16 protein-coding genes are annotated in these 16,101 nt (G+C 35.5%); 13 read left to right on the top strand and 3 right to left on the bottom strand.

Annotated features, from left to right (window positions below):
• The first annotated feature begins 11 nt into the window (after positions 1–11).
• Genes MKX96_RS10950 through msrB form a run of 4 tightly spaced genes read left to right on the top strand, consistent with a single transcriptional unit; the run spans position 12 to position 2,354 of the window.
• Complete coding sequence (locus tag MKX96_RS10950) at positions 12–824, top strand: GDSL-type esterase/lipase family protein (protein WP_298467791.1); 813 nt, start codon at positions 12–14, stop codon at positions 822–824.
• A gap of 13 nt (positions 825–837) precedes the next feature.
• Positions 838–1,413, top strand: a complete 576-nt coding sequence (locus MKX96_RS10945; protein ID WP_169360117.1) for a YpmS family protein — start codon at positions 838–840, stop codon at positions 1,411–1,413.
• A gap of 10 nt (positions 1,414–1,423) precedes the next feature.
• Positions 1,424–1,954, top strand: a complete 531-nt coding sequence (gene msrA, locus MKX96_RS10940; RefSeq protein WP_298467794.1) for a peptide-methionine (S)-S-oxide reductase MsrA — start codon at positions 1,424–1,426, stop codon at positions 1,952–1,954.
• Entirely contained in the window at positions 1,944–2,354 is a 411-nt protein-coding gene (msrB, locus tag MKX96_RS10935) for a peptide-methionine (R)-S-oxide reductase MsrB (protein WP_169360115.1), read from the top strand. The genes msrA and msrB overlap by 11 nt, the downstream gene beginning before the upstream one ends.
• A 253-nt stretch (positions 2,355–2,607) precedes the next feature.
• Here msrB and MKX96_RS10930 read toward each other — a convergent pair whose 3' ends face one another.
• Entirely contained in the window at positions 2,608–4,461 is a 1,854-nt protein-coding gene (locus MKX96_RS10930) for a methyl-accepting chemotaxis protein (protein WP_340883630.1), read from the bottom strand.
• A gap of 110 nt (positions 4,462–4,571) precedes the next feature.
• Here MKX96_RS10930 and MKX96_RS10925 point away from each other — a divergent pair, with 110 nt between their 5' ends.
• The 6 genes from MKX96_RS10925 to MKX96_RS10900 all read left to right on the top strand — a co-directional run bounded on the left by MKX96_RS10925 (position 4,572) and on the right by MKX96_RS10900 (position 9,546).
• Positions 4,572–4,793 carry a YozE family protein gene (locus MKX96_RS10925; RefSeq protein WP_298467800.1) on the top strand — a complete coding sequence of 74 codons (222 nt, stop codon included), beginning with the start codon at positions 4,572–4,574 and terminating at the stop codon, positions 4,791–4,793.
• A gap of 72 nt (positions 4,794–4,865) precedes the next feature.
• Positions 4,866–5,567, top strand: a complete 702-nt coding sequence (gene deoD, locus MKX96_RS10920; RefSeq protein WP_169360112.1) for a purine-nucleoside phosphorylase — start codon at positions 4,866–4,868, stop codon at positions 5,565–5,567.
• Positions 5,568–5,649: 82 nt separating this feature from the next.
• The gene (locus MKX96_RS10915) at positions 5,650–7,167 is read left to right on the top strand and encodes a S41 family peptidase (protein ID WP_298467803.1); all 1,518 of its coding nucleotides are present in this window, start codon (positions 5,650–5,652) and stop codon (positions 7,165–7,167) included.
• 130 nt (positions 7,168–7,297) lie between these two features.
• On the top strand, positions 7,298–8,203 hold the full coding sequence (locus MKX96_RS10910) for a CobW family GTP-binding protein (RefSeq protein WP_298467867.1): 906 nt from the start codon (positions 7,298–7,300) through the stop codon (positions 8,201–8,203).
• Positions 8,196–8,450: a hypothetical protein gene (locus MKX96_RS10905; RefSeq protein ID WP_298467806.1), complete on the top strand. Its 255-nt coding sequence runs from the start codon at positions 8,196–8,198 to the stop codon at positions 8,448–8,450. Before MKX96_RS10910 ends, MKX96_RS10905 begins: the two co-directional genes overlap by 8 nt.
• Before the next feature lie 160 nt (positions 8,451–8,610).
• Positions 8,611–9,546 carry a CAP domain-containing protein gene (locus MKX96_RS10900; RefSeq protein ID WP_298467808.1) on the top strand — a complete coding sequence of 312 codons (936 nt, stop codon included), beginning with the start codon at positions 8,611–8,613 and terminating at the stop codon, positions 9,544–9,546.
• 290 nt (positions 9,547–9,836) lie between these two features.
• Here MKX96_RS10900 and MKX96_RS10895 read toward each other — a convergent pair whose 3' ends face one another.
• On the bottom strand, positions 9,837–11,189 hold the full coding sequence (locus MKX96_RS10895) for an MATE family efflux transporter (RefSeq protein WP_169360109.1): 1,353 nt from the start codon (positions 11,187–11,189) through the stop codon (positions 9,837–9,839).
• 40 nt (positions 11,190–11,229) lie between these two features.
• Here MKX96_RS10895 and MKX96_RS10890 point away from each other — a divergent pair, with 40 nt between their 5' ends.
• Complete coding sequence (locus MKX96_RS10890) at positions 11,230–12,306, top strand: undecaprenyldiphospho-muramoylpentapeptide beta-N-acetylglucosaminyltransferase (RefSeq protein WP_251553193.1); 1,077 nt, start codon at positions 11,230–11,232, stop codon at positions 12,304–12,306.
• 38 nt (positions 12,307–12,344) lie between these two features.
• Here the strand turns inward: MKX96_RS10890 and MKX96_RS10885 are convergent, their stop codons facing one another.
• The gene (locus tag MKX96_RS10885) at positions 12,345–12,890 is read right to left on the bottom strand and encodes a GNAT family N-acetyltransferase (protein WP_298467814.1); all 546 of its coding nucleotides are present in this window, start codon (positions 12,888–12,890) and stop codon (positions 12,345–12,347) included.
• A 1,061-nt stretch (positions 12,891–13,951) separates the two neighbouring features.
• Between MKX96_RS10885 and MKX96_RS10880 the strand changes: the two genes are divergently transcribed.
• Positions 13,952–14,629 (top strand): winged helix-turn-helix domain-containing protein, encoded by a 678-nt coding sequence (locus MKX96_RS10880; protein WP_169360106.1) that lies wholly within the window; start codon positions 13,952–13,954, stop codon positions 14,627–14,629.
• Entirely contained in the window at positions 14,626–15,996 is a 1,371-nt protein-coding gene (locus MKX96_RS10875; protein WP_340883626.1) for a HAMP domain-containing sensor histidine kinase, read from the top strand. Before MKX96_RS10880 ends, MKX96_RS10875 begins: the two co-directional genes overlap by 4 nt.
• Positions 15,997–16,101 lie beyond the last annotated feature (105 nt).

Here is a 16,101-nt window from a genome sequence, read left to right as displayed (position 1 = left end):
AGGGGTTAGATATGAAATATAAATTTTTAATTATTCTTGTTTGTATTTCTTTATTAGCTAGCTGTGCGCCAGAAAAAATAGAAGAAGTTAGCTTTCCGATAAAGGAAACGGTCTTATTTGAAGAATATATTATTCCGCCTGAATTTTTCCCGAGAACATTAGAACTTGTAGGTCTTGGAGATTCTCTTACTCAAGGGGTAGGAGATGAACTAAAGAAGAATGGGTACGTTGGAAGATTAAAAAATCAAATCTTAGAATACAAGGGAATAGAAGATGTCGTGTTAACCAATACTGCTAAAAGAGGAAGACGAAGTGACCAACTTCTAAAGTTGTTAAAAGATGGAGAAATCGATCATCAACTTCGTAAAGCAGACTTAATCACTATTACCATTGGTGGAAATGATGTCATGAAGGTATTTAGAAAAGATCTCTTTAACCTTCAGATTGAGGCATTTCAAAAGGAATTACAGCGTTTTGAGCGAAATTATGATGAAATCTTAGAGCAAATTCGAGAGGTTAATAGTAGTGCTCCAATAATAATGATTGGAATTTATAACCCTATTACCATAGTTACAGATGAAACGAGCGAAGTAGATCAAATCATAACAGATTGGAACGACACTATAGAATCGCTATCCTATAGTAATACAAATGCTTGTTATGCACCTATTGATACTTTGTTTGATTCTAATGCAAACTTAGTCTATCATACCGACTTTTTTCATCCGAACAGCAAGGGGTATGAGCTGATAGTAGATAACGTAGTAAATTCTTTAGAAAATTGTGGTTTGATAGATGAGCAAAGTAGGGAATTGTTCTTTTGAGGAGCTGGTTTAGATGAATAAGTGGATGATTGCCTTTTTTTTATTATTATTAATCATTGCAGGGAGTATAGGAACCCTTTTGTACTGGATTACATCTCCAACGGAAAATGTTGACGTTGAAAGTATTACTACACCTGACCCTTCCGGACATGTATTAACTGTAAATGTCTCTAAGGAAGATTTTCAGGGAATAGCAAATACTTTTATAGCTACAGCGATGGATGATAAGCCTATTCCCCTTCAATTGAGTGTAGAGGAGCAAATTATTTTAAGCTCTGAGTTAACCATTTTCTCATTAACTCTTCCTGTAAAGATGTATTTCGAACCTTTTGTCGAAGAGAATGGGAATATTCGTTTGGAGCAATCGTCGGTTGAAGTCGGACAGCTTCAATTACCACCCGATACTGTGTTAAAGTTATTACGAGATTCAATAGACCTCCCTCGCTGGATGGTAGTGAAGCCTGATGAAGAAGAAGTTTTAATTCAGTTGGCTAGTATTCCTATGGCGTCTGGTGTGAATGTTCGAGCGAAGGAATTGAATCTTCAAGAAGACAAAATTGTTTTAGAAATTATAGTTCCATCGAAATGAGGGATATAAAATGGAAAAAGCAACATTTGCAGGTGGCTGTTTTTGGTGTATGGTAAAACCGTTTGATTCTTATGACGGCATTGAAAAAGTTGTTTCCGGTTATACGGGTGGTAATTTACCTAACCCTACTTATGAACAAGTGTGTTCAAATGCTACCGGACACTTTGAGGCAGTTCAAATTACGTATGATCCGGAAAAATTTTCTTACGATCAACTACTGGATATATTTTGGCTAAACATCGATCCAACAGATGAAGAAGGGCAATTTTTCGACAAGGGATCTTCCTATCAAACGGCTATTTTTTATCATAATGAAGAGCAACAAGAAAAAGCAGAACAATCAAAGGATGCTTTAAATGCTTCTGGACGATTTCCGAAAAAAATAGCTACCAAAATTTTGCCTGCATCTGAGTTTTATGAGGCAGAAGAATATCATCAAGACTATTATAAAAAGAATCCAAGTCATTATAATAGATACTTTGTTGGTTCTGGTAGAGCAAACTTCGTTGAAAACAATAGGAGGTTACAAAATGAAGGATAAATTAACTGAAATGCAGTATTATGTGACTCAGCAAAATGGAACAGAACCACCCTTTCAAGGAGAATATGATAAGCATTTTGATGAAGGAATTTATGTAGATGTTGTTTCAGGCAAACCATTATTCCATTCAAAGGACAAATATGATGCTGGTTGTGGCTGGCCAAGCTTTACTAGACCAATCGAGAGCCACGAGGTAACTGAGCATTTTGATGATTCTCATGGTATGAGAAGAGTAGAAGTGAGAAGTAAAACAGCAAACTCTCATCTTGGTCACGTATTCCCTGATGGTCCAAAAGAAGAAACAGGCTTACGCTACTGTATTAATTCAGCTGCTATGCGTTTTGTTCCCAAGGACAAGCTAGAGGAAGAAGGCTATGGAGAATACTTAAAACTATTCTAATGTAAAAAAGCATGGATTTCATATCCATGCTTTTTCTATGTAATTGGTAAAGGTAGAGGGTGTAATGAGGAAGGGGACCTTGCGGAGATATGCATAAGCATTGGGTTAATGGATCCAAACCTTGCAGAGATGGTCCTTGCACAAGAGTAGAGCCTTCACAAAGTGATTTATCACAAATTTTTTTGGTTTTTACATAAGAAAAGCTAGCACTATATTTTTCAGTGCTAGCTAAAACGGTTATATGCCTTACAAATTATAACTTGAACTCGTTTACTACTTTTCTAAGCTCGTCCGCTTGGTGTGATAATTCTACAGCGGAAGCATTGATTTCTTGCATGGCAGCACTACCTTGTTCAGCGGCGGCAGCAGAGTTTTCAGTATTTGACGCAGTGTTTTCTGCAATATGAGTCACTTCTATAAAGGAAGCAGCTACTTCCTGGCTAAATTCCAGTGTTTTTTCTATCTGATTGACCATTTTATTAATAATACTAATCGTTTCGTCTGTTTGTTTCATAATTTGTTCAAGGGAAGTGCTTGTTTCATTCGCTACTTCAACGCCTTTTATAACATTTTCGACCCCTTCGTGATTTTGTTTAACAATAGAGGTTACCTCCGTTTGAATGGAGGTTACAATTCCTGTTACCTCTTTTGCTGCTTTTTGAGATTGCTCTGCAAGCTTCCTTACTTCATCTGCTACTACTGCAAAACCTCTTCCATGTTCTCCGGCACGTGCAGCCTCAATTGCCGCATTTAGAGCCAGTAGGTTAGTTTGCTCTGCAATTGCAGTGATGGTTTTAATAATAGAAGTTATCTCATACGATTTAGTTCCTAAAGATTGAACAGTCTGAGAGGTATTAGCCATCGTTTCTTCAATATTTAACATAACATTTGAAGAATGTTGAACAGACAATGCTCCTTGTTTGGCAGCGGCAGTCATGTGATCAGTCGCTACTTTTACAGCTTGTGCATCCTCATTCAAATATCTTGTTGCTTCTTCTAGTGAATTCATTTTTTGAATAGCTAAGGTCATGCTTTTCATAGTCTGCTCACTACCAGATGCTATCTCATTTGTAGAATCCGCTATTGACTGAATTGTAATAGCAGTGTCGTCAGAAGAGGCCATCAATTCCTGACCGCTAGCTGATACATTTTCGGTTAAATGGCTTACACGTCTAACTAAATCAGCAATAGAAGCGATTAAAACATTTGTATTGGAAGCAATTTCAGCAAATTCGTCTTTCGTTCTTACTTTTACTCTTCTCGTTAAATCACCGCCAGCTTGAGCGATTTCTAAAATCGAACGGTTAATAGAGTAAGTGCTTCTTTTAATAGAATTAAATAGTACAATTCCAAATACTAATGTTAATAATACAGAGAAAATCGTTAAGCCTATAAATATGTTCAAAGCGTTTTGATTTTCGCTCTTTAAGAGTGCAATTTGCTTAGCGTTCTTTTTAGCTAACACTTCGTTCATCGCTTCGATTTGGACATCTACATGGCTCATGGCTGCGCGTCCACTTCCTGCATTTACAAGCTTTTGAGCAGCCTCAAATCCTTTTTGGTCTCTTAGGCTTAATGCACGTTCAGAATATTGAAGGTATGTATTAAAATGCTCGTTAATCGCCGTTACTTTTTTGAGCTCATCAGGACGATTTTTAAAAATAGTCTGCAATTCTTTAAAGCGAGTAACGATTGCATCTTTATAACTTCTATAACTTGACATATAATTTGATTTACCTGTGATGATATAGCTTTGTTCTGCATTTGAAAGTTTAGCAATATCCGCAGATATTTGATTGACCATTAACTGCTCTTTTATGTCCACGTTTATAAAGTTTTCTAGTTCCTTCTGAGATGATTGCATGTTGGCCGAAGTAAGGACAAGCATGGAAAATAGAATTATAATAAGGACGGAAAAAATGATGAGTACTCTGCCACGTATGGAATTTAACAAATTGGTATTTTGAAAGCTTTTGTTTGCATTCCTTTTAAAAAGGGAAAATGAACGACTACTAAGGGATTTGCGCTGTTTCTTTGGTTTAGGTACTTTGGGCGTACTAGGTATTTTGTTTTTTTTCGATTTAAATCCATATTTCAATTGAGCCATTCCTTTCTAATGTTTTATCATCATAATTTTTAGTTTAATTGTTTTAGACTGAATTATCTACAAAATTTTAAATTAATATACTACTTCAGGACTAAAGGAGGAAAAATAATATGAATCAATCGTTTTATTTATTTGCATTAAAATTCCGGGGAGGTCAAAAGACCGATGCCAAAGCTCTATTTGCGGAACAAATGTTTTTACAGCATGATTTTCCAAAAGCAGAAACATCTTTTCAGCCACTTTCCGAGTATATTGAGGAGCTCGCGCATCCAGAGATGCCGGCAATAGTTTTTGATGAAATATGGGAGTTATACGAAGACAATAACCTCTAGGCTTCTACATTGCATTTTATAGTAAAAAAAGGTATCATAAACACGATAAGTTTTAGAAATGAGGTTATATTAATGAGTATTCATATTAATGCAAAAAAAGGTGAAATAGCTGACACGATTTTACTACCAGGAGATCCACTTCGTGCAAAATATATTGCTGAAACTTTCTTAGAGGATGTTGTGCAATATAATGAAGTACGTAATATGTTTGGTTACACAGGTACATATAAAGGGAAAAGAGTTTCTGTACAAGGAACAGGAATGGGAGTACCATCCATTTCTATATATACAACTGAATTAATGGCTGAATATGATGTACAAAAATTAATCCGTGTTGGAACTTGTGGAGCTATCCAAAAAGACGTAAAAGTACGTGACGTTATTCTTGCTCAATCAGCATCTTCTGACTCTTCTATGAATAAAGTACTTTTAGATGATATTAGCTTTGCTCCTACTGCTGATTTCAATTTATTATACAATGCATATAATGCAGGTAAAGAAGCAGGACTAAACCTACGCGTAGGTAATGTATTTACAGCTGATTTATTCTATAATGAAAATGCTCAAAATGAAAAATGGGCAAGCTACGGTGTACTTGCAGTTGAAATGGAAGCTGCTGCATTATATACACTAGCTGCTAAATACGGAAGACAAGCTCTAGCCGTATTGACTGTTAGTGATCACATTATTACTGGAGAAGTTACTTCTTCAGAAGAAAGACAAACAACATTTAATGACATGATCGTAGTGGCATTAGAAGCAGCATTAAAATAAGGATGTAATTTTAAAAAAAACAGACTGTCATTTTTGGCAGTCTATTTTTTGAAAAACGAATTGTGTGAAAAGGGTGAAGATTTTGGACGAACAAGAGCAACGAACAAACGAAGAACAGGAACAATCATCGCCTGAATCTTCCAAATATGTAAAGATTAAACCTTTGATGCTTTGGTTAATGATTTTTGGTCTCATGATAATCACGGCTGGCGTTACATCACTTCTATTTATGTTTGGAAAAGAGGATGAAGCTAGTGAAATAAAAGGGCAAGAATCACAGGTACAATATGTAGGTGAACGAAAAGAATTCACTAAGTTATATATGGCTTATGACAAATTAAAAAAAGATTACTATAAGGATATTGATGAGGATACAGTGATTAATGGTGCCATCAATGGCATGGTCGATGCACTGGAAGATCCTTATTCTGAATACATGGATACAGAAGAGGCATCTATGTTTGAAGACAGTGTTCATTCGAGCTTCCAAGGAATTGGAGCGGAAATACAGGAGCAAGATGGTATCATTACGGTTATTTCTCCTATTAAAAATTCTCCAGCCGAAAAGTCTGGGTTGTTACCTAATGATAAGGTTTTAAAAGTAGATGGGAAAGATATTAAAGGCTACAGTGTTTCGGAAGCTGTTTTATTAATTCGCGGTAAAAAAGGCACTGAAGTTACATTAACGATTCAACGTGGTGAAGGCGCATTAATTGAAACGACAATAGTTCGAGATGATATCCCTATAGAAACAGTTTATCCTGAGATGTTAAGTGACAAAGTAGGGCATATTATGATTTCTAGCTTTTCTGACGATACGTATGATGAGTTAGTTACTGCGATCGATGATCTGAAAAAAGAAGGCATGGAGTCATTAGTTCTGGATGTAAGACAAAATCCAGGTGGCCTGCTAGATTCGGCAGTTGATATTTCAAACCTTTTTGTTGAAGAAGGCAAGAATATTGTACAAATTGAAACAAAAGATGATAAAAACAAACTTGTAAAAGAGGCGATTGTTGCATCACCTGGTCTCCGAGTGGATCTTCCTGTTACAGTGTTGATCGACGAAGGGAGTGCATCTGCATCTGAGATACTTGCAGGAGCATTAAGCGAATCAGCAAATATGCCTATTGTTGGTGTAAATTCGTTTGGTAAAGGAACTGTGCAGTCTCTTAACAATTTACCTGATGGCTCTAATATTAAAATAACAACAGCAAAATGGTTAACACCGAAAGGTAACTGGATACATGATAAAGGTATTGCACCAGATTACGAAGTACAATATCCTTCTTATGCGATGTTATCTCCTTTAAATACTTCTGAAGTTTTAAAGACAGGTATGACATCAGATGCTATTAAAAATGCTAAGGAAATGTTAAAAGCAGTTGGATACGATCCAGGTACTATTAATACTAGCTTTGACGAGACTATGGTTTCTGCGGTGAAAAAATTCCAAGCTGACAACAAACTGGATGCTACAGGTGAGCTTACCGGTGATTCTGCTAATACATTGATGAATAAGCTTCGTGAAAAATTACTAAACGAAGATCCTCAATTATTAAAGGCAGAAGAGATAGCAAAGGATTTAATTAAAAAATAAGTAATAGCATAATCTATTTCTTAAAAGAGCTGACCTGCAATGGTCAGCTCTTTATTCAAGAGAAGAAGTTTTGACGTTGCCGAGTTGACGATGAATTTCTTTAGGAAATACATAGGAAGAGGTGTGGATGTTGAAAGATGTATATTTATTGAGTGGATTTTTAGGAAGCGGGAAAACATCCTTGTTAACCAATTTAATCTCACAATTCAAAAATGAAGGTATTAAACCAGCAGTAATTATGAATGAGTTAGGTAAATTGGCTTTTGATAGTAGAGCAGTAGAGGAAGACATCCCTCTTAAAGAAATGCTAGAAGGATGCATATGCTGTACAGGATCTGAGAAGATGGAAGCACAGCTTCAAATGTTGTTGGCTGGGGAAGATTTTGATGTGTTATTAATAGAGACTACTGGAGCTGCACACCCTGTTGAAGCATTAGATGCAGTATTCTCACCGATATTTGCAAATCAGTTAAATATAAAAGGTATTATTACTGTTGCCGACTGCAAAAGATGGTTAGAACGCGACAAGCTGTCACCCAGAACACGGATGCTCTTCCTTGAGCAAATCAAACATGCACATTTAATTGTTGCCAATAAAGTAGATTTACTAACTGATGACGAGATTGCGACTGCCTCTATGGAACTCCAAGGTATTAATGGGGATGCACCGATCATTCAAGCCTCAAACAGTAAAATTTCTATAAAAGCACTTGCTAACTTGGAAGCTACCTTTCATGAAAAAGAAGTTAAAGAAGCGGCAATAGGCAAGCAACTTTCCTTGTCTTCAAGGCTTCATACCTTTAACGGACCAATAGATCAAGAAGCCTTCGAGGATTGGGTTAGAGGTCTTCCTGACTCCGTCTATCGGATGAAGGGTTATGTTCCACTTAAGGGACACAAATATCCTTATTTATTTCAATATGCTTATGGAATGATCCAATGGCTCCCTGAATACATGAAAATGGAGCCCCAACTTGTAATTATCGGAGAGCAAATAAATAAGCTTGAGATTATAGGGGATTCGGTTAATGATTGATGCTTTTAAATTGCTATATAAAAATCGCACCACGAATGATATTACCGAAGAAGAAGTACGTAATGTCATTAAATCGGAGCTCCTAGACGAATATACTCACCCGAGGGTAAGGCAGAGCATTGAAAAAAAACGTGAAATGATCACAGAACGAGTTAAAAATAGCAAACTATCTATTTCACAGCAAGAAGATATACTTTTGGTAATTCACGAAGAATATATGAAATTGTCAAGAGCTTTAGAAAACTAATATTTTTATGTATTGGTTTATCCTACCATACCAAAGGAACGGAATCCTTTCTCCCGTCCATCTTTTAATACTCGAATGGACGAGATGGAAGATATTATATAATTTTTTCTTTTGATTTTGTGTATAAAATGAGAGAGCACAAAAGAAGGAGGAAATGAAAATGAACAAAAAGATTTTAGCAGGTATGCTAGCAGGAGGATTATTACTTACTGCTACAACAGCAACAGCATCAGCAGAAACAGCTGGTAATTCAAAAACTACTTCTGAGGCAAAAACATCCATCGAATGGAAGTCTCTAAAGATTAACTCTCAAAAATTGTCTTTAAGTGAGACAGAAATAAACAAAATGCTTCAAAAGTTTAATATAAATAAAGAGTTAATCGTTGCTAACCTAGCAAATACTATTAAAACAGAGGCTGCAAAGAAAAATGACGTGGCACAAAATACCCAAAAGGTACAAAAAGAAACAAAAGAGGTTACTAAACCCAACAATCAAATAAAAGAAAAACCAGTCGTTGAAAAAACACAAACTGCAGCAAAAGTAGAAGTAACTAAACCAAATGCTGCTAAAAAAGAAGCTACAACTGCGAAGGCTCCAGTAAAAAAAGAATCAACAGTGCCAGCGGCTCAACCAAAAAAAGAGGTAGCTACAACTTCTCCAACTACTCAGCAAGCTACTAAAAAAACGGAAACAAACAGTAATTCCAATCAAGCTCAAGTATCTTCTGTTATCCAACAGGTGGTAGATCTAACTAATGCCGAGCGTGCAAAGGAAGGCTTAGCACCTCTACAAATCGACTCTGCATTGACTAAGTCAGCACAGCTTAAATCTCAGGACATGAAGGATAATAATTATTTTTCACATACAAGTCCTACATATGGCTCACCTTTTGATCAAATGAAATCTTTAGGGATTAGCTACAAGTCAGCTGCAGAAAATATTGCAATGGGACAACGATCAGCTCAAGAAGTGGTACAAGGCTGGATGAATTCAGCTGGTCACAGAGCGAATATCATGAACGGTAGCTATACACATATTGGAGTAGGATTATCTGATAGTGGTTATTACTGGACACAACAATTTATTAGCAAATAATTAAAAGAGGCTAAGACAGCTCTTCTCAAAACAAAAGCCTCGAAATATTTTACCCTGGTAAAATATTTCGAGGCTTTCATTTTATCTATAGTTGATAACCGTTCCGGTAATTGCTTTCCATGGGCACTAACGAGAAATTACCAGATTGACATAGTTTTTAATATTGAAGAAAAAAGTGAAATCGGAAAAATGGATTTCACTTTTTCTTGTAGTTAGATTTGGATTACATCAATATCTAAAATATAACTGTTTAGCTATCCATAAAGTTTATGATTATTGTCAAATATCATTTAATAAAGCTTAGCAAACTTGCGCTGTAAGTATACTAAACGTGTTCCCAGGGTAAGTGCACCGACCGTTAAGCCGGCAATTAAGCCTATCCAGTAGCCAAATGGGCCGTATGCTGTGTAAGTACCTAGTATATAGCCAATAGGTAAACCTATTATCCAATAAGATATAATCGCCATGATAAACGTAATTGTAACATCCTTATAGCCCCTTAATGCTCCTTGAACTGGTGCTTGAATGGCATCAGATAATTGGAAGAGGGCAGCAAAAAAGAAAAATTGAACGGTTAAGTTAATGACCTCTACATCGTTTGTGTAAATGGCTGCTATAGGTTCTCGCCAAACAAGTAAAATAGTAGCTGACACAAAGCTAAAGGACACAGCTGTCCCGACTCCTAGCCAACTGTAGGATTTTGCATCCTGATAGCGTTTAGCCCCTACTTCTTGACCTACTAAAATAGTAGCTCCCATTGCAATACTTAAGGGAATCATATATAACAACGAAGTAAAATTCATAGCTATTTGGTGAGCTGAAATTACTGCTGTGGAAAATACACTCATCATAATCGTGACTGCAGAAAAAATAGTAGTCTCTGCAAAAATAGATAGTCCTATTGGTAAACCGATCACTGTTAATGTTTTTAACTTGGCCAACGACGGTTTCGTCCATTCTTGGAATATTTGTAGATCAGCAAACGGTTTATTGTATTTTATGATGAAAATAGTAATAATTAAAATGAGCCAATAAGTTATTGCTGAGGCTAATCCAGCCCCAACACCACCTAAAGCTGGCAATCCAAATTTACCGTAAATCAGCACATAATTTAGTGCGATATTAATTGGTGCAGACAGTAACGTGATGAACATGGAGATGCGGGTCTTGCCTAATGCATCTATAAACGATCGTAGGACACTGTATAGGAATAAAGGAAGTAGTCCGATGCACATCATCCATAAATATTTTTCCGCTATTATGCGTACACTAGTTTCAAGAGGAATTGCTTGAAGGATAGGGTCCAGAAACAAAATAATTCCTATAAAAACTAAAATAGCTAATAGAATAGCAATATATAAACCTTGTTGAACAAAGGTTCTCACATCTTCTTGCTTTTTTGCACCGATTAATTGTGCTACAATTGGCGTAATGCCTAGTAGAATACCAGTCAACCCGGTATATACTGGCACCCATAATGAAGAACCTATAGAAACGCCTGCTAGATGATTGATATTGTATTTACTTGTCATCAAGATATCAAAGAAAGTCATTAAATAGAGTGCGACCTGAGTGATTAAAATTGGTAGTACCATTTGAATCATTATCTTGGTTTTTTCTTGTAAGTTTTTTGTTTCTACCATATGGGCATACATCCTTTAGATAAATAGTTAGGAGATTATCATGAACAATAACAAAATAGTACTGACAGGCGGGGGAACAGCTGGTCATGTATCTTTAAATGAAGCCATTATCCCAGAATTATTAAGAAACGGATATGAAGTCCATTATATTGGTTCTGCTGATGGAATTGAAAAATCAATTATTGAAAAAAGCTTTCCCACTTTACCTTATCACACTATTTCTAATGGTAAGTTAAGAAGGTACTTCTCTATTAAAAATTTCTCAGATCCATTTAAAGTCCTATACGGAACAATGCAAGCCATGAGAACCTTAAGAAAAATAAAGCCTTCGCTTGTATTTTCCAAAGGAGGATTTGTTTCTGTGCCAGTTGTAGTGGCGGCAAAGCTTTCTAATATTCCAGTCGTAATACATGAGTCCGACATCACACCTGGTTTAGCAAACAAAATTGCAACACCATTTGCAGAACATATATTTACGGTTTTTGAAGAGACATTAAAGTATATTCCAAGGGATAAGTCTTCCGCTATAGGAGCAATCATTCGCCCTGATCTGTTTCAAGGAGATGAAAAAATTGCAAGAGAGCTGACAGGCTTTAGTCCTTTTAAAGAAACAATTATCGTTATGGGCGGAAGCCAGGGCTCTAAAAGTATTAATGCTGCGATTAAAGATAATATAGACACTTTAACCAAGCGATTTCAGATTATTCATCTTTGTGGTAAAGGAAACCTAGACCCTTCATTGATAGATAAACCAAATTATAAAGCCTTTGAATACGTAACGGATGAATTACCCCATTTGTTGAAAATCACAAACTATGTAATAAGCCGAGCTGGCTCTAACTCCATTTTTGAATTTTTAGAGTTAAAAAAACCTATGTTATTAATACCTTTGTCCAAGAACGCCAGCAGGGGAGACCAAGTATTAAATGCAAACTTCTTTGAAAAATTAGGCTATGCTATTGTCCTTGAAGAAGAGGGTCTCACCGCTGAGACATTTATGAATTCTCTTTCAGCTTTAGCATTAAACAAAGAAAAAATAATTGATGCACAGTGTCTGGCGAGTTCTTCCAAAACACCTGAGCAATTTACGGAACTACTACTAACATATAAAAACTAATGAAACTCCCGTCATAAAGTTGACGGGAGTTTCTTCTGTTACATAGCTTGTTCTTCTTCCGAATTCTGCTGAAGTGTTTTCATTAGGAAGAGGTCCTTAGGTATATAATATAAATCGAAATGGTTATTACCCTTATTAATCTCTTCGTATATTACTTGGTGGGAATCATTTGCTTTTAAAGCATAGCCAAGCTTTTCAGTTGCACGGATGCTCTTAATATTATTTTTTCTAATACGTAAAAATACTGTTTGTATATTCTGCTCAAAGAACAATTCCTCTAAAAATTGTTCCTTCGCTTTCTTATTATAACCTTGACCTTGGAATTGTGTGCCGATCCAAGTTCCTAAAAATCCAGCACCGTGTTCAATATCAAATAGATTTATGGTTCCTATTGGTTGTCCATAGTCACTGATGATTGTTCGAGAAATAGTCGTTCCAGCTAATTCTTCCTCAATCATTTGTTTGGTTAAAAACCAGTATTCGTCTGCGGTATTAGCTTTATGACGAACGAATGGCATAATAGTTGGATCTGACATAAGCTCAAATAGAGCGGTACACTCATGTAAGTCTCTTTTTTTCAACACAAAAAAACGCCTCCTCCAGAACTGAAAATGAGCAGAGTCATTCTAGTTCCCCTGAAATTTTTCATTTGAATTGCATAAAAAATTTCGGGGTAGGAATCGAACCTACTAGAACCAGCTCAAGAACCGGTGGCGCACCATTTGCCTTCCCTCGGCAAAGAAATACTTTGCCTTATAAAATTATTTGCATAGAATAATATACTTTAAGTTTTTCATTTTGCATAGAGTTAAATTATACATTTTTTAAAAAAAATATTGTTAATACTTGTATGTTTCACAATTAATACATATGATTAATTTACATAAACAAAAGATACATAGAAAATGATTTACTAGTACAGCTATTATAAATGAATATATCAAATCTTCCTATATTTTTCTATTTATTTGTTTGGATTTTCTACAGGAAGTTTTAATTCATGTAATTGTACTTTATCGTTTTAAACGAATGCTTTTCTATACAAATAGTATAAAAGTTAATAGAGGGTAGACCTATCGTTCACTCTCAAAAAGCTTCTCTGCTAAGTACGCGGATACACTTTATTTTATTATAAGGCTATGTTAAAGCGTGGGGTTGATTTATAATGCAAAGAAATCTTAGATCAGAGAGTAGAATTGATTGTTCGCACCAGCCGGACGCTTTCCTCGGGGTGAGCGATAAGCCATCACCCATCGCTTACGCGCGTGGTTGTGATGTCTTATCTGTCTCACTCATCCCGTAGGAGTCGCCGTCTGGCGCTCCAATCAATAAATGGGAACAGCTATAGCATCGATAAAACGCTAATAAATTTACAAGCATAAACAAAGCTGAAAAACTATACCCAATCTAAATCTAATAATCTATTTATGACCTTAATAGTCATTTGAATGTCCCTTTTAGAATGTTTACAGTCACTATAAAAAGAATTGTTAGTCAAAATAGACCAATAACTTTAACAAAGCTTATTATAATAATTATGACCTAAATTCTCTTTTCAGAATTTGAAATCGATGAGAAAAAACAATTCATATAATTTTACTGCCGTTCATATAGAGTGAACGGTATTTTTAAAGGAAGTGTGAAAGTGAAACATCATATTTTATTAATAGAAGATGAAATTAATATAGCGAAGTTTGTGGAACTTGAGCTGAAACATGAAAATTTTGAGGTAACCGTATCTTTTGATGGAAGAGAGGGATATGAATTAGCTTTAGAAAACCATTACGATTTGTTATTAGTAGATGTTATGCTACCTAATTTAAACGGTTTAGAAATATGTCGCAGGTTTAGAAAAGTTAAAGATATTCCTATTATTTTAATAACTGCGAGAGATGCAGTTATAGACCGTGTTTCAGGATTAGAGGCTGGAGCAGATGACTATGTGGTCAAGCCATTCGCTATAGAAGAGCTTTTGGCTAGAATTCGTGCTGTATTAAGAAGGGTGGGGCATACCACATTAAATCAGGAATCTGTTTTATCGATACGTGGCTTACAGGTCGATCAAAAAGCATATAGGGTTACGTATTTTGGGCAGGAGATTATTTTAACGAAAACAGAGTATGACCTTCTTGTATGTTTTATGCAAAACCTTAACATCGTATTAACTCGGGATCAGATTTTAGAAATTGTATGGGGTTATGAATCAGAAGTAGAGACAAATGTAGTGGATGTTTATATTAGGCATCTTAGAAAGAAATTGCCGAAGGAAATTGCAGCTTTAATAGAAACAGTTAGAGGAGTGGGATACGTGATTCGTTCATGAAGAACTGGACTTTACAAAAAAAATGGACATATGCTTCTGCTCTGTCTATTTTTTTAAGTTTTTTAATGATGAGTGCCATTTTATATTTTTCACTATACAACTGGATGCTTATGTCTGAAAAGAGAGTGGCCCATAACACATTAAACGAAGTTGTAAGCTTCTTTGAGTCACAGGGTCCTGTGATTAGCGTTCAAGACATTCAAAGAAATCGCACACTTATTAACCAGCTTGTTAACCAAGAGCAGTCTATAAGGGTTTTAAATGCAGATGGAATCGAGCTTCTCCGCATTAATGATGCGAGCCCATTTTCAGCATTCGAACCCACTTCAATAAAAGAATTCGAAAAAGACAAAATAGAAGGACAGACTATTTTTCATAAATCTGCTGAAATTGACTTCGGATTATTTAAGGGATATATAGAAATTTCCCACAGCCTTTCTAATTTTGAAGAACTAATGCGCTATATATTGTTGGCTATAACGTTATTTTCTCTCATAGCGCTATTACTATCTGCATTTATAGGGTATTCGTTGTCTGCATTCATGTTACGTCCAATTAAGGAATTACGTGATGAAATGCAGGAGGCAAAACGGACAAGGTTTTCTAAGGAAGTTAATTTTGAACGTTTGTCAAAAGATGAAATCGGTGAGCTGATGAAAATCTATAAGGAATTAATGGACGAGGTAAATGAAACAATCACCAGACAAGACGAGTTTATTCATAATGTATCCCATGAACTTCGAACACCTATTCAAGTTGTGGAAGGACATCTGGCTCTGCTGAATAGATGGGGCAAGGAACAACGAGATGTTCTGGACGAATCCCTGGACATTTCCTTAGCAGAAGTTCAAAAAATGAAAGTTTTAATAGAAGAAATGTTAAAGCTTGCAAAAAATGAACAAACATTTGAGAATACAAATACCCGTCTATTAAATGTAGTCAAGGAATTGGAACAACAACTGGAGGTACTATCTCCAACTTCATCAATTGTTTACCGTGGAAATGAAAATATATCAGTTAATATCCCCTCAACGACATTGGAGCAAATTCTTAGAAACCTTATGGAAAATGCAATAAAATATAATGAAAACGATCCGAAAATAATTATAGAAGCTTGGGAAGACACTTCCAAAGTAGTAATTACTGTTTCAGATAATGGGATTGGTATTAAAAAAGAATCCCTTTCTAAAATCTTCGATCGTTTCTATACAGCAGACGAGGCACGTTCAAAGAATAAAGGAGGCTCAGGATTGGGCCTTAGCATTGTGCAACGACTAGTTGTTGCATATAAAGGTAGTATTAACGTAGAAAGTAATCAAAACGGAACAAAATTTTCCATATATTTCCCTAAATTTACAAGTGAATAATCATTCATTTCAAATGTATAAAAAAATTTAGAAAAGATTAATTTAATTTACCAAAAAGGATTGTATTTTTTAGTGAGAGTAGTAAGATGGATATGGAAAAATTGT

The sequence above is a fragment of the Psychrobacillus sp. FSL W7-1493 genome (assembly GCF_038004905.1).
Classification (GTDB): domain Bacteria; phylum Bacillota; class Bacilli; order Bacillales_A; family Planococcaceae; genus Psychrobacillus.
Note: the sequence above shows the minus strand (reverse complement) of the source record. Positions and strands in the feature narration are given on the sequence as shown.

What these genes read in the sequence shown, in the direction of transcription:
- MKX96_RS10950 (WP_298467791.1), top strand. Translation starts at nt 12, where the DNA reads ATGAAATATAAATTTTTAATTATTCTTGTTTGTATTTCTTTATTAGCT.
- MKX96_RS10945 (WP_169360117.1), top strand. Translation starts at nt 838, where the DNA reads ATGAATAAGTGGATGATTGCCTTTTTTTTATTATTATTAATCATTGCA.
- msrA (WP_298467794.1), top strand. Translation starts at nt 1,424, where the DNA reads ATGGAAAAAGCAACATTTGCAGGTGGCTGTTTTTGGTGTATGGTAAAA.
- msrB (WP_169360115.1), top strand. Translation starts at nt 1,944, where the DNA reads ATGAAGGATAAATTAACTGAAATGCAGTATTATGTGACTCAGCAAAAT.
- MKX96_RS10930 (WP_340883630.1), bottom strand. Translation starts at nt 4,461, where the DNA reads ATGGCTCAATTGAAATATGGATTTAAATCGAAAAAAAACAAAATACCT.
- MKX96_RS10925 (WP_298467800.1), top strand. Translation starts at nt 4,572, where the DNA reads ATGAATCAATCGTTTTATTTATTTGCATTAAAATTCCGGGGAGGTCAA.
- deoD (WP_169360112.1), top strand. Translation starts at nt 4,866, where the DNA reads ATGAGTATTCATATTAATGCAAAAAAAGGTGAAATAGCTGACACGATT.
- MKX96_RS10905 (WP_298467806.1), top strand. Translation starts at nt 8,196, where the DNA reads ATGATTGATGCTTTTAAATTGCTATATAAAAATCGCACCACGAATGAT.
- MKX96_RS10900 (WP_298467808.1), top strand. Translation starts at nt 8,611, where the DNA reads ATGAACAAAAAGATTTTAGCAGGTATGCTAGCAGGAGGATTATTACTT.
- MKX96_RS10895 (WP_169360109.1), bottom strand. Translation starts at nt 11,189, where the DNA reads ATGGTAGAAACAAAAAACTTACAAGAAAAAACCAAGATAATGATTCAA.
- MKX96_RS10890 (WP_251553193.1), top strand. Translation starts at nt 11,230, where the DNA reads ATGAACAATAACAAAATAGTACTGACAGGCGGGGGAACAGCTGGTCAT.
- MKX96_RS10875 (WP_340883626.1), top strand. Translation starts at nt 14,626, where the DNA reads ATGAAGAACTGGACTTTACAAAAAAAATGGACATATGCTTCTGCTCTG.